This is a genomic window from Pseudoalteromonas sp. SG43-6, assembly GCF_014164365.1.
GTDB lineage: Bacteria > Pseudomonadota > Gammaproteobacteria > Enterobacterales > Alteromonadaceae > Pseudoalteromonas > Pseudoalteromonas rhizosphaerae.
The window spans coordinates 1-24,128 of sequence record NZ_JACJEZ010000022.1 but is presented as its reverse complement, the minus strand read 5'-3'; the positions used below and the strand labels follow the sequence as shown (position 1 = coordinate 24,128).

18 protein-coding genes and 1 pseudogene are annotated in these 24,128 nt (G+C 41.4%); 6 read left to right on the top strand and 13 right to left on the bottom strand.

All coding sequences use genetic code 11. The features are described 5' to 3' along the window. Positions 1-16: 16 nt before the first annotated feature. From H5201_RS10990 to rsmD, 12 genes are all read right to left on the bottom strand, one after another. Positions 17-2,536: an EAL domain-containing protein gene (locus tag H5201_RS10990; protein ID WP_182784588.1), complete on the bottom strand. Its 2,520-nt coding sequence runs from the start codon at positions 2,534-2,536 to the stop codon at positions 17-19. 92 nt (positions 2,537-2,628) lie between these two features. Then, positions 2,629-3,912 (bottom strand): phosphoribosylamine--glycine ligase, encoded by a 1,284-nt coding sequence (gene purD / locus H5201_RS10985; RefSeq protein ID WP_149983113.1) that lies wholly within the window; start codon positions 3,910-3,912, stop codon positions 2,629-2,631. Positions 3,913-3,926: 14 nt separating this feature from the next. After that, complete coding sequence (locus H5201_RS10980; protein WP_182717209.1) at positions 3,927-4,745, bottom strand: class I SAM-dependent methyltransferase; 819 nt, start codon at positions 4,743-4,745, stop codon at positions 3,927-3,929. A 108-nt stretch (positions 4,746-4,853) separates the two neighbouring features. Next, a complete protein-coding gene (gene purH, locus H5201_RS10975; RefSeq protein ID WP_182717208.1) occupies positions 4,854-6,440 on the bottom strand; it encodes a bifunctional phosphoribosylaminoimidazolecarboxamide formyltransferase/IMP cyclohydrolase in 1,587 nt (528 codons plus the stop codon). Between the two features lie 211 nt (positions 6,441-6,651). Beyond that, entirely contained in the window at positions 6,652-6,942 is a 291-nt protein-coding gene (fis, locus tag H5201_RS10970; RefSeq protein ID WP_002957804.1) for a DNA-binding transcriptional regulator Fis, read from the bottom strand. A gap of 20 nt (positions 6,943-6,962) precedes the next feature. Beyond that, positions 6,963-7,934, bottom strand: a complete 972-nt coding sequence (dusB, locus tag H5201_RS10965; RefSeq protein ID WP_179959235.1) for a tRNA dihydrouridine synthase DusB — start codon at positions 7,932-7,934, stop codon at positions 6,963-6,965. A 281-nt stretch (positions 7,935-8,215) separates the two neighbouring features. Further along, the gene (prmA, locus tag H5201_RS10960; RefSeq protein ID WP_149983109.1) at positions 8,216-9,097 is read right to left on the bottom strand and encodes a 50S ribosomal protein L11 methyltransferase; all 882 of its coding nucleotides are present in this window, start codon (positions 9,095-9,097) and stop codon (positions 8,216-8,218) included. Positions 9,098-9,165: 68 nt separating this feature from the next. After that, positions 9,166-11,007, bottom strand: coding sequence for an RNA polymerase sigma factor RpoD (rpoD, locus tag H5201_RS10955; protein WP_145234798.1), 1,842 nt, complete (start codon positions 11,005-11,007; stop codon positions 9,166-9,168). A 131-nt stretch (positions 11,008-11,138) separates the two neighbouring features. Further along, positions 11,139-12,893, bottom strand: a complete 1,755-nt coding sequence (gene dnaG / locus H5201_RS10950; protein ID WP_182784586.1) for a DNA primase — start codon at positions 12,891-12,893, stop codon at positions 11,139-11,141. A gap of 169 nt (positions 12,894-13,062) precedes the next feature. Further along, complete coding sequence (locus H5201_RS10945; protein WP_145234803.1) at positions 13,063-13,509, bottom strand: GatB/YqeY domain-containing protein; 447 nt, start codon at positions 13,507-13,509, stop codon at positions 13,063-13,065. 20 nt (positions 13,510-13,529) lie between these two features. Next, the gene (rpsU, locus tag H5201_RS10940) at positions 13,530-13,745 is read right to left on the bottom strand and encodes a 30S ribosomal protein S21 (RefSeq protein WP_002957797.1); all 216 of its coding nucleotides are present in this window, start codon (positions 13,743-13,745) and stop codon (positions 13,530-13,532) included. Between the two features lie 163 nt (positions 13,746-13,908). Continuing rightward, complete coding sequence (rsmD, locus tag H5201_RS10935; RefSeq protein WP_182717206.1) at positions 13,909-14,508, bottom strand: 16S rRNA (guanine(966)-N(2))-methyltransferase RsmD; 600 nt, start codon at positions 14,506-14,508, stop codon at positions 13,909-13,911. Positions 14,509-14,721: 213 nt separating this feature from the next. On the opposite strand from rsmD, the gene ftsY reads away from it, so the two are divergent. The 5 genes from ftsY to H5201_RS10910 all read left to right on the top strand — a co-directional run bounded on the left by ftsY (position 14,722) and on the right by H5201_RS10910 (position 22,234). Continuing rightward, on the top strand, positions 14,722-16,842 hold the full coding sequence (ftsY, locus tag H5201_RS10930) for a signal recognition particle-docking protein FtsY (RefSeq protein ID WP_182784584.1): 2,121 nt from the start codon (positions 14,722-14,724) through the stop codon (positions 16,840-16,842). A 52-nt stretch (positions 16,843-16,894) separates the two neighbouring features. After that, positions 16,895-17,572, top strand: a complete 678-nt coding sequence (gene ftsE, locus H5201_RS10925) for a cell division ATP-binding protein FtsE (protein ID WP_064665448.1) — start codon at positions 16,895-16,897, stop codon at positions 17,570-17,572. Beyond that, positions 17,569-18,555 (top strand): permease-like cell division protein FtsX, encoded by a 987-nt coding sequence (gene ftsX / locus H5201_RS10920; protein ID WP_182784582.1) that lies wholly within the window; start codon positions 17,569-17,571, stop codon positions 18,553-18,555. The genes ftsE and ftsX overlap by 4 nt, the downstream gene beginning before the upstream one ends. Before the next feature lie 223 nt (positions 18,556-18,778). Beyond that, positions 18,779-19,642 (top strand): RNA polymerase sigma factor RpoH, encoded by an 864-nt coding sequence (gene rpoH / locus H5201_RS10915; RefSeq protein ID WP_182784580.1) that lies wholly within the window; start codon positions 18,779-18,781, stop codon positions 19,640-19,642. A gap of 720 nt (positions 19,643-20,362) precedes the next feature. Further along, complete coding sequence (locus H5201_RS10910) at positions 20,363-22,234, top strand: methyl-accepting chemotaxis protein (protein ID WP_182739747.1); 1,872 nt, start codon at positions 20,363-20,365, stop codon at positions 22,232-22,234. Positions 22,235-22,478: 244 nt separating this feature from the next. On the opposite strand, the gene H5201_RS10905 is transcribed toward H5201_RS10910, so the two are convergent. Then, on the bottom strand, positions 22,479-23,399 hold the full coding sequence (locus H5201_RS10905) for an NYN domain-containing protein (RefSeq protein ID WP_182784578.1): 921 nt from the start codon (positions 23,397-23,399) through the stop codon (positions 22,479-22,481). 313 nt (positions 23,400-23,712) lie between these two features. Here H5201_RS10905 and H5201_RS23175 point away from each other — a divergent pair. Then, positions 23,713-24,125 (top strand): annotated as a pseudogene (locus H5201_RS23175) (group II intron maturase-specific domain-containing protein); the annotation flags it as partial. Between the last annotated feature and the right edge of the window lie 3 nt (positions 24,126-24,128).

The following is a 24,128-nucleotide window of genomic DNA, read 5'->3' as shown; positions in this document are numbered from 1 at the left end:
CATGTGGCAATTTTACTTAATTAGCTTGTTTATTTTCAGCTAACCACAGCAAATAGTCATCCACAGCGATGGCTTTGGAGTAATAGTAGCCTTGCCCGTAGTCTGCCCCCAAGGCCTTTAAAAGTTGTTGTGTTGTGACATCTTCAACTCCCTCGACGGTAACTTTTAAACCCAAACTATGCGCCATTTCTATCGCAGCCTTAACAATTACTCGATTAGCACTGTGAGTAGGGAGACCTATAATAAATGATTTATCTACTTTTAAGGTTGAAAAGTTGTAGCTAACAAAACAATTTAGTGACGAATAGCCAGTGCCAAAATCATCTAAAATCACTTCAATACCAAGGCGGGTTAATTGTTCAACTAAGCTAATCATTTGCTGTTGGTTTGCAATTAAAGCTGACTCAGTAAGTTCAAATTTAAGTTGTTTAGCAGGAACGTTATGTTTGAGTAAAGTGTTTTCAATTTTCTCAATTAAATTATGGATCATTAAGTTTTTAGCACTTAAATTAACGCTTACTTTATGCTTAAAAAAACCTGCGTGATTAAACTTAGCGATATCTTGGCAAGCCTGATCGAGCACCCATAATGTAAGTTCATTGATAAGACCAGTACGTTCAGCTAATAGAATTAAAGCTTCAATATTGATTTGTTCATAAGGAGCATTAGGCCAGCGCAATAAGGCTTCACTGCCAATCGTTTGGCCGCTGCGTAAATCTATTTGTGGCTGATGATAAATAGTTAACTGGTTAGTTTTTAAGGCATTTTGAAATGTAGCCGCTAAGCTAATGTTCATAGTGACAGGCATTACTTTTGAGTGATTATTTGGATAGCTTGTTTGTGGCGCTTCGGTTAATGAAAAATAGCCATTTTGCAACCATGTATCAAAGCCACTTTCACCATCTAGGATACAATAACCCATTGCGTAGTTTAACTGTAAATCAAACCCTTGCACTGGATGATGCTTCGGTAAGCTTTTGCGGATTTTGGTTAATTTATCATGCAGTGATTGCGCACTTTGAGTTTTAATTGAAATGAATGCTAGCACACCGTTGCTCAAATCGGCAATCCGCGGATAGGTATCTAAATTGTTATCTAAATTGATAAACTCGCGCTCTTTACTCAGTTGCAGCTCAAGAGATTTAGCTATAGCAACAACGAGCTGACAGCTTTGAGTTTGATTTAAAATATGACTGAGAGAATGAAAATCAGTAATTCTAATTAAGCATAAGCTTGCTGTGCGCTGATTGAGCTGTAAAGTCATATAGGCTTGTTTTAGCATAGCACTGTTTAATAACTTGGTTTGTTCTGTATGAGTGGCGTGGTACAACGCCTTTTCTCGTTGATAGCGCACTCTATCGGCAAGCGCCATAGCCATTAAGATGACTTCACAAAGAATCGCAACCAAAAAAGCATGGCGGGTGGTGAAGCTATATTCTAATACGCCTGTTAGTTCTAAAGGTTGGATTGCAGCGCCAATGATCAGTGGGATCCACGAGATCATATAAAACTTAGCCCAACGAAAGCCGCTAAGTAGTTTGTTGTAAATTAAAATAATACAAACAATATAGAGTAATACCAACACAGCAAAAAATATTTGCGAAGAAATATATTCAACAATGAAAAAGCTGGCGAACCCTAAAACGAACATTAAGCCCAATAGTATTAGGCTTAGTTTATAGCGCCAGCATTTATCTTTATGATAACGTAAAAACATAGTACAAAATGACAGCGTAAAAAATGCGATGGCGTAATTACTTACCACTATATGGAGGTTAAAAAGCTTTTGTAAGGATACTGGCCATAAGTAAAAACCAAAGCCTAATACCGAGCCCATTAGGATCAACGCTGACAGTATGTAGCCAATATAAATAAGATAAACCCGATCACGAATACCAAAATACAGTACTAAATTATATAAAGCCGCCATGATTAGTACGCCAACAAAAATGCCCCAGATAGCGGTTTGTGCACGGAGTAAATCTTTAAATTCAGCCTCGCCATATAAGTTAATTGGGGTTTTACTGATCCCTGTAGTGTCTATTTTTATGACCAAAAAACTCTGGTTTTGTGCGGCAACAGTAAATTCTATATGCGGTACACTGTATTCAAATAAGCTTAATCCTGTTTGCCGATCGCCTAAATTAAAGGTGTTAATTAACTGGCCTTGGTTATCGAGTTGATAAACAGTCAAATAATCAATCATCGGATTATCAAAGTGGGCGTAAAGCTCTTTTGATACTGCTGTCCTATTGTCTAACTTCATCAGCAGCCAATAGTTTTGAGATTTTAGCCCCCATGGAATGGTGTCAAAGGGCTCTGCAATACGTGAATTAGATTCGTCTAAAAATGCTGTAAGTGTTAATGATTTTGATGGATCTATGCGATAGCTTTGCGCTAAATAAACCGCAGCTGTTTTATTGATTGTATAGCGAGTAGGGGTGGCTAAATGATTCGCAAACGTATATACGATGAACAATAGTATGCTCAAAATAAACAATGCAATAATATGGTATTTAAATGGCTGTTGTTCCAAGGTGCTACTTATATGTAATACATCACGGTTTTAGTGTAGCACTAAAAAAGCGCAGATAAACTGCGCTTATTATTAATAGCTGCTGGTTAGACCTATTTTTCGCGAGCAATAGCGCGATAAGCAATATCTGTACGGTATTCCATACCTTGCCAGCTAATTTCATCAACTAGTTGGTAGGCACGTTGCTGCGCTTCGGTAACTGTGTTACCTAGCGCCGTTGCACATAATACTCGGCCACCGGCAGTCACTACGTTATCGCCGTCTTGCTTAGTACCCGCATGGAAGACTTTTTCGCCTTCTGGGTAGGTTACTTTCAAGCCACTGATTGCATCACCTTTTGGGTAGTTATCAGGGTAGCCTTTAGCTGCAAGTACCACACCCACTGCTGCGCGTGAGTCAAACTCAATCGTCGTTTTATCAAGTTCAACACGATTAGCTGCTTCAATCAGTTCAACTAAGTCAGACTGTAAACGAAGCATCATAGGTTGTGTTTCAGGATCACCAAAACGGCAATTGTATTCGATTACTTTAGGGGTCCCAGAGTCATCGATCATCAAACCAGCATAGAGGAAGCCAGTGTAAGGATGGCCTTCGCTTGCCATACCTTCTACTGTTGGGTAGATCACTTCGTTCATAATGCGCTGATGAATTTCATCGGTTACCACTGGCGCTGGTGAGTATGCCCCCATACCGCCAGTGTTCGGACCTTGATCGCCATTATAAGCGCGTTTGTGGTCTTGGCTGGTAGCAAAAGGTAATACGTTTTTACCATCAACCATCACGATAAATGAGGCTTCTTCACCTTCTAAGAACTCTTCGATTACCACGCGGCTGCCAGCTTCACCAAAAGCGTTACCGGCTAGCATATCGCGAATAGCATCTTCAGCCTCAACTTCAGTCATGGCAACAATGACGCCTTTACCTGCGGCAAGACCATCAGCTTTGATTACAATCGGCGCGCCTTTTTCTTTTAAATAAGCAAGCGCAGGGTCGATTTGTTCAAACGTTTGATAATCCGCAGTTGGGATAGCATGACGGGCTAAAAAGTCTTTAGTGAATGACTTAGAGCCTTCTAGTTGCGCAGCGCCTGCTGTTGGGCCAAAGATAGCTAAACCGTGTTCACGGAATTTATCTACCACGCCAAGTACTAATGGTACTTCAGGTCCAACAATGGTTAGCTCAACATTATTGTTTTGTGCAAAGCTAAGTAGGCCATCGAGATCTTCAACGTTAATGGCAACATTCTCAAGCTTGGGTTCAAGCGCTGTACCGGCATTACCTGGTGCAACATAAACAGTGTTTACTTTTGTATTTTGAGCGGCTTTGAACGCAAGTGCGTGTTCGCGGCCGCCGCTGCCAATGACTAATACATTCATGGCGAATATCCTATTTAAAGCGGTTTTTTAAATTTCAGCGTCATGCGGTCGCTTTCACCAATAGCTTTATATTTAGCGGCATCTTGCTCGCCAAGTTTAAGGCTTGGTGGAAGGGTCCATACACCCTGTGGGTGATCGGCTGTATCAAGTGAGTTTGCATTTATGTCACTGCTTGCTGCAAGTTCAAAGCCTGCTTGTTTAGCAAGTTCGATTACCACGCTTTGCTTCATATAACCTGATGACTTTTGCATTTCATCAGCTTGCGCTTCAGGTAGGCGATGCTCAACCACACCTAAAGTACCACCTGGTTTAAGTGCTTTGTAAAAAGACTTAAATGCATTAGCTGCGGCGTCTTTATCTTTGCTCATATACCAATTATGTACATTGCGGAAGGTTAACACCATGTCTGCGCTGCTCGCCGGGGCAATGTCTAAATGTGTTGAAGGGGCGAATTCAGTCAGCTTTACTTTATTGAATCGCTCATCTTCAGCAATTTTCTTTTTAAAGCCAGCTAGAGCTCGTTGGTAATAACCCACCGATGAGTCAGCAGGGAAATGCGCGGCATAATAAGTGCCTTGCTCTTTCAGTGCTGGCGCTAAAATTTCACTGTACCAGCCGCCGCCAGGCGCAATCTCAACAACAGTCATAGTTGGTTTAAAACCAAAAAACTCTAATGTTTCGACAGGGTGGCGGTATTGATCGCGATCACTGCTGCGCTCGCTTGATTTAACTGCATTATTTAATGCTGAATCATGGCCATGCTCATGGCTAATAGCCATAGTTGATGTCATCGCAAGGGTGGCAACAAGTAGAGATTTTAGTGCAAATTTCATCGTCTGTTCCTTCACATTATATTTTTAGAATAGGTTATAGAATAAGCAGAATACGTGAATTTGTAGCAAACAAAAAGAGCTAACTGATGCAGTTAGCTCTTTGTGTGATTAATGGCGGAAGTGACGCATGCCAGTAAACACCATTGCCATACCAGCTTCGTCAGCGGCAGCGATAACTTCTTCATCGCGCATTGAACCACCTGGTTGGATTACCGCAGTAATACCAGCCTCTGCAGCTGCATCAATACCATCACGGAATGGGAAGAACGCATCAGATGCCATTACTGAACCTTTAACTTCAAGGTTTTCATCAGCGGCTTTAATTCCGGCAATTTTAGCTGAGTAAACGCGGCTCATTTGGCCTGCGCCTACACCAATGGTCATACCGTCACGGGCATAAACAATGGCGTTTGATTTAACAAATTTAGCCACTTTCCAGCAGAATAATAAGTCTTTAAGTTCTTGCTCAGTAGGCTGGCGCTTAGACACAACCGTTAAGTCGCCTTGCGTTACCATACCTAAATCACGGTCTTGGATGAGTACACCGCCATTAACGCGTTTGATGTCATGACCTGTCGCTTTGCCTGACCATTGGCCACACTCTAGTAAGCGTACATTTTGCTTAGCCGAAATAATTTGTGCCGCAGCTTCTGATACTTTAGGCGCAATGATCACTTCAACGAATTGACGAGACACAATCGCTTCAGCGGTATCAGCATCAAGCTCTTGGTTAAAGGCGATGATGCCACCAAATGCTGACGTAGGATCGGTTTTGAATGCGCGATCATAGGCTTCAAGGATGTTGTCACCGATTGAAACGCCACAAGGGTTAGCATGTTTAACAATAACACAGGCTGGTACATCAAATTCTTTCACACATTCAAGAGCTGCATCTGTATCAGCAATATTATTGAAAGAAAGTGCTTTACCTTGCAGTTGTATGGCAGTTGCAACAGACGCTTCTTGAACGTCGTTTTCAACATAAAAAGCTGCATCTTGGTGTGAATTTTCACCGTAGCGCATGTCTTGTTTTTTAGTAAACTGCATATTGATAGTGCGTGGGAATTTAGTTTCCTCAGCTGCTTCATCAGTGTAATCAGCAACCATCTTACCGAAGTAGTTAGCAATCATGCCATCGTACTGCGCGGTGTGCTCGTAAGCTGCAATGGCAAGATCAAAACGTGTTTTGTATGTAGTTGAACCATTGTTGCTTTGCATTTCGCTGATCACGCGGTCGTAATCTTTGGCGTTTACTACAATAGTCACGTCTTTGTGGTTTTTGGCCGCAGCACGCACCATCGTTGGGCCGCCGATATCAATGTTCTCAATGGCATCTTCAAGGCTGCAGTTTTCTTGAGCGACTGTATTCGCAAAGGGGTATAAGTTAACTACAACGATATCGATAGCTGAGATGTTATGAGCGTCCATTACATCTTCATCTTGACCACGACGCGCTAAAATGCCGCCATGAATTTTTGGGTGAAGAGTTTTTACGCGACCATCCATGATCTCAGGGTGACCTGTGTGGTCAGATACTTCAGTGACTTTAATGCCGTTATCAGCAAGTAATTTACAAGTACCGCCAGTTGATAAGATGTCTACGCCTTGTGATTCAAGAGCGCGAGCAAATTCAACAATACCGGTTTTATCTGACACACTTAGTAGTGCGCGACGAATTGGACGATGTGTATCCATTGTAGTTTGATTACCTCAGTGTTTGAGCTAGCTTAGAAAGGCGCTATTTTAACTGAATATCGCTTAAAAAACGATATTTATACACAAGTCATTTGGGTATACAGAGTGAGGATTTTGCAATTAGACGCTTTTTTGAGGATTTTTAAAGATATAAAAAAAGCACCCGAAGGTGCTTTTTCAAACGAATGTTGTGATAAATCACAACACGGTATTAGTTCATGCCGTATTTCTTTAGTTTCTTACGTAAAGTACCGCGGTTGATACCTAGTAAGATTGCCGCACGTGTTTGGTTGCCACGTGTGTAAGTCATTACTTCTTCAAGTAATGGTGCTTCTAGCTCTGAAAGAACAAGGTCGTAAACGTCTTGCACATCTTGACCGTTAAGCTGTTTTAAATAGTGATGAACAGCTTTCTTCACTGCATCGCGTAATGGCTGCGGTTTCTCGTGTGACTGAACATGAGGGTTAGTGATAAATGGAGAAGTCACGTTTTGTTCGAACATTGTTTATATCTCTTTCTTTCTTAGTTAGCTGCTAGTGTTTTAAAGTATTGCTCTAATGTCTCGATTTGTGCCTGTGGATTATCGAGAGCATTAAATACTCGCCTAAACTGACCGTCACTGTCATGGGTTTGCAAATACCAAGATACATGTTTGCGAGCGATGCGCGCTCCCATTGGTTCGCCGTAAAACGCATGAAGGTTCACTAAGTGTTCCATCAAAATACCACGTACTTCCTCAATTGGAGGCACAGGTAAATGTTCACCGGTTCGCAAATAGTGGTCTATCTCCCTAAAAATCCAAGGGCGACCTTGGGCGGCTCGACCAATCATAATGGCATCTGCACCCGTATAGTCCAAAACCTGTTTTGCTTTTTCAGGAGACGTTATATCTCCATTTGCAACGACAGGTATCGACACTGAACGTTTAATATCCCTAATAGTGGCGTATTCAGCTTCACCTTTGTACATACATGCGCGTGTACGCCCATGTACGGCCAATGAAGCTATGCCATAACGTTCAGCTATTCTCGCAATCTCGACACCGTTACGGTTGTCCTGATCCCATCCTGTACGGATTTTTAGTGTTACAGGTACATCAACAGCGCTAACCACTGCATCAATAATCTCTTCCACTAAATCAGGAAACTGTAATAGGGCTGAGCCTGCGAGTTTCTTGTTCACTTTCTTTGCTGGGCACCCCATATTTATATCTATGATCTGTGCACCATTAGTTACATTGAATTGTGCAGCCTGAGCCATAAGCTCGGGATCAGCTCCTGCGATTTGCACCGCACGTATTCCCGATTCACCACTATGATCCATACGGTTCATCGATTTCTCGGTTTTCCATACCAAAGGATTCGACGAGAGCATTTCAGACACGGCAAGCCCCGCACCTAAGCGGCGACAAAGTTGTCTAAATGGTCTATCAGTAATTCCCGCCATTGGCGCTACAATTACATTGTTCTCTAATTGGTATGTTCCGATACGCACTGTATTCAATAGGCCTCTTTTCAAGGGGCGCTAAGTTTACGGTTTTTTTTGCAAAAATCAAAGGCTATAAATTGAACAAAAGTGACTTTTTTTTGACTTTTGCGTATTGACATTTGATAACAGTTTGACGAATGGCTTTATTTGTGTGAATTTTATACAGAAGTAATTTGTGGTAAGAAATCATTCTGTTTTTTGGCGTGTAAATAATAGGTAAAGCCTGTTAATTACAGGCTTTACCTGAAGGTTTTACGTTAATACTCTAAATTGCCGATCCCAGTAAGTTAAGCTTTTTTTATGCCACTTACTCGTGTCCATTCACCTTCAACAGCGATATCATCAAGCGCTAAAAAAGGGGCATAAACATCTGCTACCGACTGCGCTTGTTCTTCTAAAATTCCCGACATGGCAATTTTACCACCTGGTTTTAACAAGCCTAATATCACACTGTGTAATTCACGCAGTGGCGCAGCTAAAATATTGGCCACCACGATATCGGCGCTAAACTCAGGCTGATTTTCTGGCAGGTATACTTCGAGTTTATCGGCAACGCCGTTACGCTGTGCGTTATCTAAGCTTGCTTCAAGGGCTTGAGGGTCTATATCGATGCCGATCATGCGCTCAGCGCCAAGTTTGATAGCTGCGATACCTAGAATTCCAGAGCCACAACCAAAGTCGACCACAGTTTTACCGGTCAAATCTTGGCTTTCAAGCCATTTTAAGCACAAAGCGGTGGTAGCATGAGTGCCAGTGCCAAAAGCAAGGCCAGGGTCAAGCAGTACATTGACGGCATCAGGATCGGGAATATCACGCCAGCTTGGGCAGATCCATAGTTTTTCACCAAACTGAATTGGGTGGAAGTTATCCATCCATTCACGTTCCCAGTCTTTGTCTTCAAGTTGCTCTATTTTGTACACTAAGGTGTCTTTTAACTCATCATGGCGCTGTAATAGAGCTATCACCGCATTCATATCGTGGTTAGCTTCGAATAAACCAATTACAGTCGTGTCAGCCCAAAACACCACAGTGCCGATTTTTGGTTCGTAAATAGGGGTGTCTTTAGCATCAATAAAGGTAACAGACGCACTACCTGCCTCCATTAATAGATCACTTACTGCATCTGCGGTTGCAGCATTAGCATTGATACGGATTTGGATCCAAGCCATAATTATTTCCTGTAAATAGAAAAAAGGCCGCTACAGCGGCCTTTTAAATTTAAATCTGTATTTGCTAATTACTTAGCATCTAAGAAGCTTTTCAATAAGTCAGAGCGTGAAGGGTGGCGTAATTTACGTAGTGCCTTCGCTTCGATTTGACGAATACGCTCACGCGTTACGTCAAACTGCTTACCTACTTCTTCTAGGGTATGGTCGGTATTCATATCGATACCAAAACGCATACGTAATACTTTAGCTTCGCGGGCTGTTAAGCCAGCAAGCACATCATTGGTAGCGCCACGAAGAGATTCCATTGTTGCCGAGTCGATTGGCGAATCAATAGTGGTATCTTCGATAAAGTCACCTAAGTGCGAATCTTCATCATCACCGATTGGCGTTTCCATTGAAATTGGCTCTTTAGCAATCTTAAGTACCTTACGGATTTTATCCTCAGGCATCATCATGCGTTCTGCTAATTCTTCTGGATTTGGCTCACGACCCATTTCTTGCAGCATTTGACGAGAAATACGATTAAGTTTATTAATCGTTTCAATCATATGCACCGGAATACGGATTGTACGCGCTTGGTCGGCGATAGAGCGGGTGATTGCTTGACGGATCCACCACGTAGCATAAGTTGAAAACTTATAACCACGGCGATATTCAAACTTATCAACAGCTTTCATCAAACCAATGTTACCTTCTTGGATTAAGTCCAAAAATTGTAAACCACGGTTGGTGTATTTTTTCGCAATTGAGATCACAAGACGTAAGTTAGCTTCAACCATTTCTTTTTTCGCACGGCGCGCTTTTGCTTCACCAATGCTCATACGACGGTTGATGTCTTTAATACGCTCAATGCTTAAACCTGTGCTTTCTTCGATTACACATAGTTTATTAATACAGCGGATGATTTCTGGTTTGATTTCTTCTAATTTTGCAGAATGTTTTTCATTCGCAGCAATCTCAAGATCAATCCATGCAGCATCAGTTTCATTATTAGCAAAGTGCTTAACAAAAGTTTTCTTCGGTAGCTTAGCGATTTGTACAGCTTGTTTCATGACGATACGTTCTTGAACACGAACTCTGTCCATCATTTCACGCATGTTGTTAACCATACGATCAAACTGTTTCGGCACTAGTTTAAAGGTTTTAAACAGCTCACCAATCTCAAAAATCGCAGCTTGCGATTCTGGATGTGAACGGCCTTTACTATCAAACGTGTCGCGTGCTTTATTGTAAAGATCGCGAAGGTTTTCAAAGTGTACACGAGCCTCTTCAGGATCTGGGCCAGTATCTACTTCTTCTTCGTCTTCATCATCGCTATCAGTATCATCGTCATCTTCATCATCAAGTTCTTTTTCGCTTAATTCAGAACCGATATGGGTAGCAGAGATTGGCGCAGCATCTTCATTAGGATCGAAGAAACCAGAGATAATGTCGCTTAAGCGCATTTCTTCTGCTTCAAACTTATCCCATTGCTCAAGTAGGTATGTAATTGCTTCAGGGTATTCTGCAACCGAGATTTGTACTTGGTTGATCCCTTCTTCAATACGCTTAGCGATAACAATTTCGCCTTCACGGGTAAGCAATTCAACAGTACCCATTTCACGCATGTACATACGAACCGGATCCGTTGTACGGCCGATTTCTTTATCTACAGTAGCAAGCGCAGCGGCTGCAGCTTCCGCTGCGTCTTCATCTGTTGTTGTTTCTTGCATCATCAATTCATCGGCATCAGGCGCGTTTTCGCTAACCTTGATACCCATATCATTGATCATACTAATGATATCTTCTACTTGATCTGAATCGATAATATCTTGTGGAAGGTGATCATTAACTTCTGCAAAAGTTAAGTAACCTTGCTCTTTACCTTTTTGAATCAGAAGTTTTAATTGTGACTGAGGAGTTGGATCCATAGAGATTGTTTCTTCCACTCTGATAAGTTGATACAACAGGCGCCAGCTTGCTTATTTATTAAGCCAAGCTAAGTATTATTTGACGCAGTGAATAGCACAGTATAACAGCATAATTCATTTTTGACTAGCTGTTAGTGTCTTTTCGACCCTTTTAACGCTTGAGTAAGGGCTAAACATTCTAGTCTTTCTTCACTCGTAAGTCCTTGGGTCTTGTCTTTTATTAATAAGGTCTCGAGTCGATAATTTAAACACTGATCTTCAATAAATCTGAAAGTATTTTTAAATTCGTCCTCTAAACGGTCGTCATTGATCTCATGACGCCAAGTAGCGAGCTTAATGAGCGCCTCGTACTCGGGTGTTTCTCGAAATGATTCAATTAATTGCGCTGTAGTAATGTCACTTTTTTGTAAAGCGCAATGTTGCAACCTAATAAGCAAGGCGATACCGGCAATATTCATTTGTGCTAAATCAGCTAAATAAGGCACTGTATTGGCTAATTTAGGGTGCTGAATTAGTAACCCAATTGCGCGACGCATTGGCGTAATTTTAAATTTTCGCTCAATCGCATGCTGCTGTTTAGGTGTTTTTAAGCGATTGTTTAACTGCTCTTTAGTGCGGCCTATTAATCGACCTAAGTGCTCTAATAAGTTTTCTTGATAAAACTGACTAGGGATTTTCTCAACCAACGGAAGCACAGCACTAAGAAGCTTAGCTTTACCTGCATCGGTAGTTAAATCAATCTCTTGGCTGAGTTTATTAAATAGCACTTTAGTAAAATCATCGGCTTGAGATAAACGTAGTTCAAACGCTTCTTTGCCTTCTTTTTGTACTAATGAATCGGGATCTTCACCGTCTGGTAAAAATACAAACAGTAGCGCTTTGCCATCATTTAAATAGGGCAGGGCATTTTCGAGTGCACGCCAAGCGGCATCTCGGCCAGCGCGGTCACCATCATAACAACAAATTACCCGGTCAGTGGTTCTAAACAATGTATGCATGTGTTCAGTGGTGGTGGCAGTACCAAGCGCAGCTACCGCATATTCAATACCTTGCTCGCTCAGTGCCACAACATCCATATAGCCTTCCACTATGAGTACATGGTCGAGCTTTTTATGCGCTTGTTTTGCTTCATATAATCCATATAGTTCAAAGCCTTTATGGAAGATGCGGGTTTCTGGCGAGTTTAAATATTTAGGTCCTTGATCCGCTTGCATCACACGGCCACCAAAGGCAACAACACGACCACGTTTATCGCGAATAGGGAACATTAAGCGATCACGAAAGAAGTCAAATTGGCGGCCTGGGGTTTTCTCTGAGGCCAGCTTTAGCTCAACTAATTGCTCTTTTTGTTCTTTATTGCGGCCAAGTTGTTGGCAAAGGCCTTCCCATTCACTGGGGGCATAACCAATCATAAACTTTTTAACTGTTTCGCCACTTAGGCCTCGGCCTTTTACATAGTCTATTACGGTTGCTGAATTAGCATGATGTTTTAACTGGTGTTGATAAAAACGCGCACTATGGAGCATTAAATCGTAATCTGAGCGTTTTTGTTCAGCCGTACGCTCTGGACCATTACTGGTGCCTTGCTCTCGAGGTACATCAAGATTTAGGATGCTTGCAAGTTCTTCAATGGCATCAACAAATTCAAGCTTGTCGTATTCCATAACAAATGAAATAGCGTTGCCGTTCGCACCACAACCAAAGCAATGATAAAACTGCTTGTCTTGAGATACAGTAAATGATGGGGATTTTTCGTTATGAAAAGGGCAACAGGCTTGGTAATCTTTGCCCGCTTTTTTTAAGCCAACTTTGGAGTCAATTAGCTCAACAATATCGGTTCTGGCAAGTAAATCATCTATAAAATTACGTGGGATCTTTCCAGCCATTAGTAAAGTGTAGTCCTGAGATAAATAGAAAATAAGGTGAACGAAATATCAGATAATTTAGTTCTACAATTTAGATTTGAACACAAATGCTATTTTTATTAAAGCGAAAAACGAAGAAACCGAGCACATGGCTCGGTTTGCTTAAATCATACATCTGTATGTGGGAGTATTAGGCAGTTAATCGTTGCTTAATTAAACCAGAGATCTTACCTAAATCGGCGCGACCTTCAGCTTTGCTTTTGATTATACCCATTACTTTACCCATATCTTGCATACCTGCTGCGTTAGTATCAGCAATAGCCGCATCAATAAGAGCTATGATTTCTTCTTCACTCAATTGTTGAGGTAAGAATTCTTCAAGAGCTGTAATCTCATTGGCTTCAATTTCGGCTAAATCTTCACGGCCAGCATCAGTATACTGAGTGTAAGAATCACGGCGTTGTTTAACAAGCTTCACTAATACTGCGGTAATACCGTCATCATCAAGTGTTATTTGCTCGTCAATTTCACGCTGCTTGATTGCAGCAAGCACCATACGAATTGGGTTAAGACGAGATTTGTCTTTCGCTCGCATCGCATCTTTTTGCGCATCTTTTAGCTTTATTAAAAGGCTCATTTATACAAGACCAATACTGATCAATATAATTTAACGCGACGTGCGTTATCGCGAGAAAGCTTCTTCATGTGACGCTTAACCGCTGCAGCTTTTTTACGCTTACGCTCAGCTGTTGGCTTTTCATAGTGCTCGCGACGACGAACTTCTGAAAGGATACCTGCTTTTTCACATGAACGCTTGAAGCGACGAAGTGCTACGTCAAACGGTTCGTTCTCTCTTACTTTAATTACTGGCATTAAAAATTCACCTACCTAAATAATGAGCGTTGCTCAAGTTGATCAAACAATGATCAAGTGGTTCAAAAATGGTGCAGTATTGTAATCCGAAGCCGCACCACATGTAAAGGATAAATATTGTCTGCTCCAAGTGGAAACAAAAAATATTTCTATGTTACTAATTTTACTGTAGTTCATAGAGGCGGCAAAATACTTGTCCCGCCGCTTTTTCTTTTAATAACAGCCAATTGCTAGGCGTTTGCAACGCACTCATCTCACTTTCTACTTCAACATAAATGAGGGCATTTTTACTTAGCCAGTCATTTTCAGTAAGTAAGTCACAGCATTTTTGGGCTAAACCTTGGCGAAAAGGTGGATCAATAAACACTAAGTTAAACTGTTGTTGCTGAGTATTGTTACTTAAATAAAGCAAACTGTCGGTGCAAATTACTTCAGCATTAGTGAGTTTTAACGTGTCAATATTAGTTTGTAATTGGTTGGCGGCTAGTTTATCCATCTCTAAAAAGCGTGCACTGAGAGCTAAACGAGAGAGTGCTTCAAAACCTAATCCACCGGAACCTGCAAAACAATCGAGTACTTTAGTATCGCGAGTATCTTGCATTAACCAGTTAAATACCGTTTCTTTGATACGATCTGTGGTTGGACGAAGACCTTGCACATCTTTTACTGGTAATTTACGGCCACGAAATTGCCCGCTGATGATCCTAATAACGCCATCGCTGGCTTTATTACTCACTTGTTTTTGTGGTGATTTATTTCTCATTTAGCTCACTAAAAAATGGTATCTAGAATCCAGCTCAGATAATATTGCAATCATATAGTAGCGTGTCATTTTTCAACTGCGCTAAAAGTGTTACTATGAGCATCTTAGACAATATGTTGTGGTTATTAGCGGCTGTGCTTTTAAAGCAATGCAGCGAATACACAAAGTATTACCGTTAGTTTATCAGATTTTTATAAGTGGTTATTAGCAAGTATGGCAAAAAAAAATAAATTCCTGTCTTGGTTTGGTTTTGGTAAGTCAGATAAAAACCAACAAGTAGAGCAGACCGCCCAAGAGGCCGATAACCAACAAGCGGAAGTTGAGCGCTTAGAACAACAGCGTATTGCCGCAGAGCAAGCTGAAGCTGAGCGTTTAGAGCAACAACGAATTGCTGCAGAAGAGGCGGAAGCTGAGCGCGCAGAGCAACAGCGCATTGCTGCAGAGCAAGCGGAAGCTGAGCGCTTAGAACAACAGCGCATTGTTGCAGAGCAAGCTGAAGCTGAGCGCTTAGAACAACAGCGCATTGTTGCAGAGCAAGCGGAAGCTGAGCGCTTAGAACAACAGCGCATTGTTGCAGAGCAAGCTGAAGCAGAGCGCTTAGAACAACAGCGCATTGTTGCAGAGCAAGCTGAGGCAGAGCGCTTAGAACAACAGCGTATTGCTGTAGAGCAAGCTGAGGCACGTGATGCTGAACGCCAAGCCATCACAGATGCTGAATTAGCAGCAACAGAACAAGCAGAACAACAACGCCGCGATGAAGCCGCTCGTTTAGTGCAGCAAGAAGAAGCAATGCTTTTAGAGCAAGAACGTATCGCAGCAGAGCAAGCCGAAGCTGAGCGTTTAGAGCAAGAGCGTATTGTTACTGAGCAAGCGGAAGCTGAGCGTTTAGAGCAAGAGCGTATTGCCGCGGAGCAAGCCGAAGCTGAACGTGTAGAGCAAGAGCGTATTGCTGCCGAGCAAGCCGAAGCTGAACGTGTAGAGCAAGAGCGTATTGCTGCCGAGCAAGCCGAAGCTGAACGTGTAGAGCAAGAGCGTATTGCTGCCGAGCAAGCCGAAGCTGAGCGTGTAGAGCAACAACGCATTGCCGCAGAACAGGCGGAAGCTGAACGTGTTGAACGCGAGCGTATTGCTGCAGAGCAAGCCGAAGCTGAACGTGTAGAGCGAGAGCGTATTGCTGCCGAGCAAGCCGAAGCTGAACGTGCAGAGCAACAACGCATTGCCACAGAGCAGGCCGAAGCTGAGCGTGTAGAGCAACAACGTATTGCCGCAGAGCAAGCTGAAGCTGAACGTGTAGAGCAACAACGCATTGCTGCCGAAGAGGCGGAAGCTGAGCGTTTAGAGCAAGAGCGATTAACAGCCGAGCTTGCCAGCGAGGAAGCAAAAACAGCTGAAAAGCCTAAGAAAGAAGGGTTCTTTGCTCGTCTTAAAAAAGGCTTATTAAAAACCAAAGTAAACTTAGGTTCTGGCTTTGCATCGATTTTCACTGGTAAGAAAATTGATGATGAATTATTTGAAGATCTTGAAACTCAGCTATTAACAGCCGACTTAGGTGTTGATACCACCATGAAGCTGATCGATCGTTTGACTGATGCGGCTAACCGCAAACAGTTAAAGGATGGTGATGCATTATATGAGCTAATGAAGCAAGAAATGGCGGCGATGCTTAAAACGGCAGAACAGCCATTAGAAATTCCTGCTGATAAAAAACCATTTGTTATTTTAATGGTGGGTGTTAATGGAGTTGGTAAAACAACGACCATTGGTAAACTTGCTAAGCAATTTCAGGATCAAGGTAAATCAGTCATGTTAGCTGCAGGTGATACTTTCCGTGCAGCTGCGGTTGAGCAATTACAAGTATGGGGTGAGCGTAATAAAATCCCAGTAATTGCACAGCACACCGGTGCTGATAGTGCCTCAGTGATATTTGATGCATTTCAAGCTGCCAAAGCGCGTAACGTTGATGTGTTAATTGCAGATACAGCTGGTCGCTTGCAAAATAAAGACAACTTGATGCAAGAGCTTGAAAAAATAGCCCGGGTGATGAAGAAAATTGATCCCGATGCACCGCATGAAGTGATGCTAACCATCGATGCTGGCACAGGGCAAAATGCAATTAGCCAAGTGAACTTATTTAATCAGTGTGTTGGCCTTACCGGTATTACATTGTCTAAGTTAGATGGTACAGCCAAAGGTGGGGTTATTTTTGCCGTCGCCGATAAATTTAATATTCCGATCCGCTATATTGGTGTGGGCGAAGGCATTGATGATTTACGTGCATTTAATAGTAATGACTTCATTGATGCGCTATTTAGCCAAGATGAGGGCGAAGTTTAAATTTAAAAGGGGAGCTTGCTCCCTTTTCAGCTGTGGATGATTGATAACTAAAATGATAAATTTTCAGCAAGTCAGCAAAACATATCCCGGTGGTCACCGAGCACTGGAAAAAGTTAATTTCCATGTTAAACCGGGTGAATTGGCTTTTTTAACAGGTCACAGTGGTGCTGGTAAAAGTACCTTACTTAAACTCATTAGTTTAATGGAACGCCCGTCGGCGGGTCATGTTTTTATTAATGGCGTTGATTTAAATGCAGTAAAATCGCGGCAAATTCCTTATGTCCGCCGTGATATTGGTATCATATTTCAAAACCACCGTTTATTAGAGCGCCACACTATTTTTGATAATGTTGCCTTGCCGCTAATTATCGAAGGTACGCATCATAAGCAAATTGAAAAGCGTGTGCATGGCGCACTTGATAAAGTTGGCTTGCTAGATAAAGTAAAATGCCACCCTTCAACACTCTCTGGTGGTGAACAACAGCGAGTTGGAATTGCCCGGGCAATTGTAAACTCTCCACCATTATTACTTGCAGATGAACCAACAGGTAATCTAGATCCTGAGCTTTCCATGGATATCTTGCGTTTGTTTGAAGAATTTAATAATCATGGCACTACAGTCTTAATTGCCACCCATGATTTAGGGCTGATCTCGCGAATGAAATACCGTAGCTTAACCTTAAAAGATGGTCGCATGAGTCAAGATCCATTGGCAGAGGCAACACTATGAGTTTGTTATTCAAAGGCCGAAAAAGCCAAAATGAACGAGTAAAAAAATCAGTTTTTGCAGCCAGCTATTTCTTTGTGCTGAATATATTTCGCCAAGGTGTATATAGCCTAGGCGAAATGTGGCGCACACCGATGGCGTCAATGATGACCATTGCGGTGTTGGGTTTAAGTTTAACCTTACCAGCGACCTTGTATTTAGTGGTTAAAAATGTGCAGCAGGTCAGCAGTGGCTTTGAAGAAGCTGCAGAGATTTCATTATTTGTAAAAGAATCTATGAGTGAACAAGAAACACAAACGCTTGTTAAACGCTTAGCACTCTACCCTGAAATTGATAATGTCACTTTTATTTCTAAACAAAATGCGCTCATTGAATTTAAAGAAGTATCAGGGTTTGGCCAAGCACTTGAATATTTAGATAGCAATCCTCTGCCAGATGTTGTTATCGTCACGCCGACTTCTCGCCATCGTCAACCAAACGCCGCGCAAGCATTATTAAAAAAGCTTGAAGCAGAGCGTGAAGTTGATTTTGGTAAATTAGATATTGCCTGGCTTGAGCGCTTAAATGCATTATTAAGCCTGTTAAAAGAAAGCGTGATCACCATCGCGTTGTTATTACTGACTTCGGTAACTTTGATCATAGGCAACACTATTCGCTTATCAATTATGGATAAGAAAGAAGAGATCCAAGTGATGAAGCTAGTCGGTGCAACCAATACCTTTATTCATGCGCCATTTTTATGGACCGGCATTTGGTATGGCATTGTTGGTGGTTTGTTTGCTTTTATATGTGTGGCCCTCATGATGTGGTGGCTTGGATCTGCAGTCACCCAAGTCGCTGGAGTGTATCAAACTAACTTTAATTTAATCGGCTTAAGCTTAGGCGAATTTGGCGCGTTAGTGCTACTTGCAACCAGCTTAGGGTTTGTTGGCTCTTACTTATCTGTTAATCGATATATAAAAGAAATCGAACCCGATAAAGTGTAACAATTATTGTTTATAATCATTGATTAAGTTGGTTGTGGTGAATTGCTTTATCATAACCAACTGACCGCAAAGCTAGAATTCATCGCTTATTCAGGCGTTTAAAGTAGAATAAAAAACACTAAAAAACCACTTGCTTCAATCGAAAAAAAGTTTTACATTGAAGTTAGCACTCTAAGTGAAAGAGTGCTAAGATGGTTTCAAATGTTTATCACTGAGGTGAAAAATGAGTAAAGATTTATACGCAATGGCACTCACAGTTGGACAGCAAAGCGCAAGTATGGACGGCTACCTTCAAGCGGTAAGCACTATACCTATGCTAGGTGCTGAGCAAGAAAAAGAGTTAGCGACTCGCTTACAGGAAGATGGCGATCTTAACGCTGCAAAGCAACTCATCATGTCTCACCTTCGTTTTGTTGCACATATAGCTAAAGGTTACTCAGGTTACGGTCTACCGCAAGCTGATTTGATTCAAGAAGGCAATATCGGCCTGATGAAAGCAGTAAAACGTTTTGACCCATCAGTGGGCGTACGTTTGGTTTCATTTGCAGTGCATTGGATCAAAGCCGAAATACACGAATTTGTACTTAAAAACTGGCGCATTGTTAAAGTTGCGACCACTAAAGCGCAGCGTAAATTGTTTTTTAATCTTCGTAAAAACAAAAAACGTTTAGGTTGGTTTAACCAAGCTGAAGTTGCTACCGTAGCGAGTGAGCTAGGTGTGAGTGAAAAAGAAGTTCGTGAAATGGAATCGCGCATGAGCGGCCAAGACATGGGTTTTGATTTAACCGGTGACGACAGCGATGACTCACCAACTAGTACCTATTCGCCTGTGCAATACTTAACTGATGGCAGTAATGATTTAGCTGAAGAAGTTGAACAGCAACAATATCAAGAGCAATCTCATACACGTTTATTTAGTGCGTTAAAAACCCTAGATGAACGTTCACAAGACATTGTTAGTGCTCGTTGGTTATCAGACGATAAAGCAACACTGCAAGAACTGGCTGAAAAATACAGCGTATCTGCAGAGCGTGTTCGTCAACTTGAAAAAACAGCGATGAAAAAGTTACAAGCTGCAATGAGTTAATCACAGTTTTACAAAATTATTAAAAGCCCTGCATGAAAATGCGGGGCTTTTTGCGTTTAGGGAAGCTATAAGTTTTAAGCGATAAGTCATAAGTAGCAAAAATAATATGGATTTCATACAGGGCGACTGCTCCGTCGTCACGGCTATTACTTTTGCTTAATTTAATATAATGACTAGGGTCTGTTGATCTTTCAAGGTTGAATTTGCAGCAGTCTGTTTGGTATTTAGGCAAGGCAGAGTCTATGTGGTGTGGTTATTCCCCATAAATAGGCTATAACGCAGCATCAATGCCAAACAGGCGCTGCCCGAAGGGTTCTGCCTAGGGGCAATTAACTCTTTGTTACTCGATTTTTACTTAGCCCACTAGGTTACAAACCTCGCGCCGCGATTAAATTGCCCCTAGTTTGAACAAATATTAATCCGCAAAGGTCAACAGACCCTAGGCGTTACAATTATTTTAAATAAAAATATACGTGCAGTATTTATACCGTGCTATTTATTTACACTCGTTAGGTTATTAATTTAAGTTTTACATTGAATTAATAATGATTCTTTTTATATTCACTTAAATCACTGATTTTAATTTATTATTCAAATCTTGTATGCGAAAATAGAACAAGATTGAGAATTGTCTCTCAATTCATACTCTAAATTAAGCTAACCCCAAGCTGTATTTATATCCGTATTTCAATTTAATTAAAGTCAGTATTAGCACTCAATATGAATTCATATTCACTAAAGAAAAAAATATTATTATCGGTTGTTCTCGCCCTCGTAATTGTTGTTGTATTATTGTCATGGTATAGCTACTCCACGCAAAAAGCGTTGTTACTGCAAAACAGTGTTGATAGTGTGAGGCAAGCAGGTAAACAGCAAGCCGCGCGTATCGAAGCATGGCTAACCGATCGTCAGCGAGTGATCGCTTCTGTCGCCACTAAAGTCGAAGGTGATACGCTTAATGCATTGCAGCAAGCACAGGTATCTGGCGATTTTCAATTAACCTATTTTGGTAACCGCGACGGGCTGATGGTGGACTCTGATCCCAGCATTGACCGCTCAGGTTATGATCCTAGAACACGTCCTTGGTATCAGCAGTCACAGCAAGCTCGTAGCAGCATAATTACCAAGCCTTATTTGGATGTTGCCTTTAATCTATTGGTCGTTACCATAGCTCATCCAGCGCGTAATGGTGTGGTTGGCGGTGATGTGTCAATTGCGAGTATTGTCGATAGCGTTAGCAATATGTCTCTACCGGCAAACGGTTATGCCATCATGATGCATGAAGACGGTACTGTGATCGCCTATAAAGACTCAAGTAAATTGATGGGTAAAATCACCAATATTGAGACTAAATTAAGCAGCCGACTAATCGAATCAAGTAGCCAAACAGGCCAACTTACGCCTGTTTATTTTGAAACTGAAGCTCGGGATAAGCTAATTTGGAGTGAAAAAATCCCCAATACAGATTGGCAGCTAGTTTTTGTACTCGACAAACAAACGTTAGAGGCACCATTAGTTAGCTTGATGGTCACCCAGTTAGGACTGGCAACGTTAGCACTGATCATTAGTGTATTATCTATTTCTTGGTTGTTAAGTTTGTTACTAGGGCCACTAAGTCGCGTGTCGCAAGCGTTATCTCGTATTGCTGCAGGCAATGGTGATTTAACTCAGCGTATTACAGTCGACAGCCAAGACGAAGTCGGCATGTTAGCTGATAGCTTTAATAGTTTTGTAAGTAGTCAACATCAGCTGATCAGTCATATTCGTCAACTAGCGACTGATCTAGACTCAGATGCAGAGAAAAGTCTGTTAACCAATCAATCAAGCGTTAATGAACTACAGCGCCAACAGCAAGAAGTTACAATGGTTGCTACCGCAGTTACAGAGATGTCCAGTGCTACTCATGAAATTGCAGCTAACGCTGAAAATACCGCTGCCGCATCCCAGCAGTCGGCGCAAAGCAGTATTCAGGGGAAAAGCTTAGTTGATAAAACCAGAACCACGATTAACTCATTGGCATCAGAAATTGATGAAACCACAGTTGTGATCAGTGAGCTGAGCCTGCATGCACAAGCAATCTCAAGTATTTTAACGACGATTCAGGAGATTGCAGAGCAAACTAATTTACTGGCATTAAATGCTGCGATTGAAGCGGCGCGTGCCGGCGAGCAAGGCCGTGGTTTTGCTGTTGTCGCAGACGAAGTTCGCGTGTTATCACATCGTACTCAAAACTCTACTGCAGAGATTTATACCACGATTGAAACGTTGCAAAATACCACTAAAAAAGCGGTTAGCTTGATGGATAGCAGTAAAAGTTTAGCTAATAACAGTGTTCACGATGTCAATGCCGCAGCACAAGCTTTAGAAGAAATTACTCAAGCAGTGAATGAGATCTCCGACATGGCGGGGCAAATTGCAGTCGCAGCAGAAGAGCAAACTCAAGTAACAAATGAGATAACCCGAAATACGGTCGCAATTAAAGATGTCACTGATGAAATCACGGCATCAGCAACAACGCATTTAAGCCAAGCAAAGGTACTGAAAGACCGCGCCACTGACTTAAATGAAAAAGTCGCCACTTTTATCCTGTAGCTTGTTGATATAGCTAGTAGGGCGGATACAGCCCCGCTAGCTTTTTTAGTTCTAAGTGATAAGTTTTAAGCCATAAGTGACAAACGCTGCCACCGCTATTTTCTTTGTCCTCTTGCAAAACATTATAGAAAAAGAACTTTAAGTTTATTATTCACAAAGAGGTTAGAGGCAGGGATACAAGGCTGATAAAGCATTCGGCAAGTTAGTGGTAGAAGCGGACATTGATGATTCTTGATGTGTGAAGTCAAGATTTGACTACTCTGGCTTTTGATATTTCGACATATCTCTGGGCATAGAGCAACACAATTCTAGCCGAAGCTGCATCATCAAGCATGTTGATTGGCATATCGAATAAATCTGGTAGATCTTCAAATTTTGGTGGTTGTTTTTCCAACCAACGCCAACATTTAGTGCGGTTTTTTTCTACAGTTAATAGTATTTCAAAAATACCTTCTATGATCTCTGGTTGCCCGTACCAGCCAATAGGTTTAATTGTAGGTTTACGTCCACCTTCAACGGCTCTTGGTAGTTGAGAGCTTTTTAATTCTTCTTCCAAGATATTCTTTCGTGTCCAGTCGGCAAACTTCTCTAATTTTTCGTTTGGCATCCGTACACTGTCTGTTGTAGGTATAACAAGTCCTATCTTAACTTTGTTTAAGGACTGTATTTTTTCAAGGACACGAGACAAATCAGTATCATTTGTGACAAATACTACTTGCTCCAAACTATCGTCTGTCATTACATCAAATAATGACTCAACAGCAATATTTACGTCAGTTTGCTTTTCTTCTAACTTCCATATATCAACATACTCACACTCTTTCGGGGGCTTTTTAGAGTTGTTTTCATCAACCTTAAAAGCACGTGTTTTATTAATTGCGTAATATCCCTTAATGATTTCAAGTTGAGCTTCTTGCGTATTAAACTGTAATGCTCGATGATAAGTTTGTTGATCTCTAAGAGAATCTTCAGACATTGCGGCTTTACCGACAATATCTGCTGTAAAGTACTTAATACTTAAATCATTATATGTATATGGCTGATGAGAAGAGCTTGGTAAAATGTGATTGTAAAATAACTTACACAAATCTAACCACTTATGAGGTGTTCGTTTTAAGCAACCGTAATATAAGTTGTATCCATCAATATAAATACGAGTTTTCAAACAAACTTCCTTATTTCAGTTACAAAAAAACCGACACTAAGGTCGGCTTTTTCTCCCTATATTCAGGAGACTCAATGCTGCGCGTGAAAGTAGGGTTAGTTGTTATATTTAAGTATACACATTTATTTGAGTTTAGTGGTCAGACCAGTGGGTTGGCTATGTTTTAGGATTAAATGATATTAACGTGTTTAAATATAACTAAATTCTGAAAGGGCAAAATAGCACTCTTCATAAAAATAATCCACTTCCACCTTTAGAAAAAGGGGAGTAGTTTCAGATGACATCTTATGGCTAATGTGTGTCATGTGTTGTATTAAAGAAATTTAAAGCAAACGTCAGGGAGCTCACTAACCGCAACTGGGGGATCTCAATGACCCTACAGATACATAAACTCACGCAGTATTTACGTGGCTGGGGACACTATTACCTGATAGCCAACGCTTATCAGCTAACGGTGGATTTAGAACACTGGATCCGCCTTAAGATAAGAATGTGCTACTGGCGGCAAGGCGCTCTTTATAAGGAATAGCACGCACTAAAGTACGCAGTTTAATGAAATTGGGTGTCAGCGAACGGCTCGCCATAGCCTGTGGTATCACCAGTAAAGGCCCTTGTAGAAGCTCAAAAACAAAAGGAATTAACATTGCATTAGGCAATGATTACTTAGCTTCACAAGGTTTAGCGTCATTAAGAGATATTTGGATCAATATTCACTACGGGAGATGAACC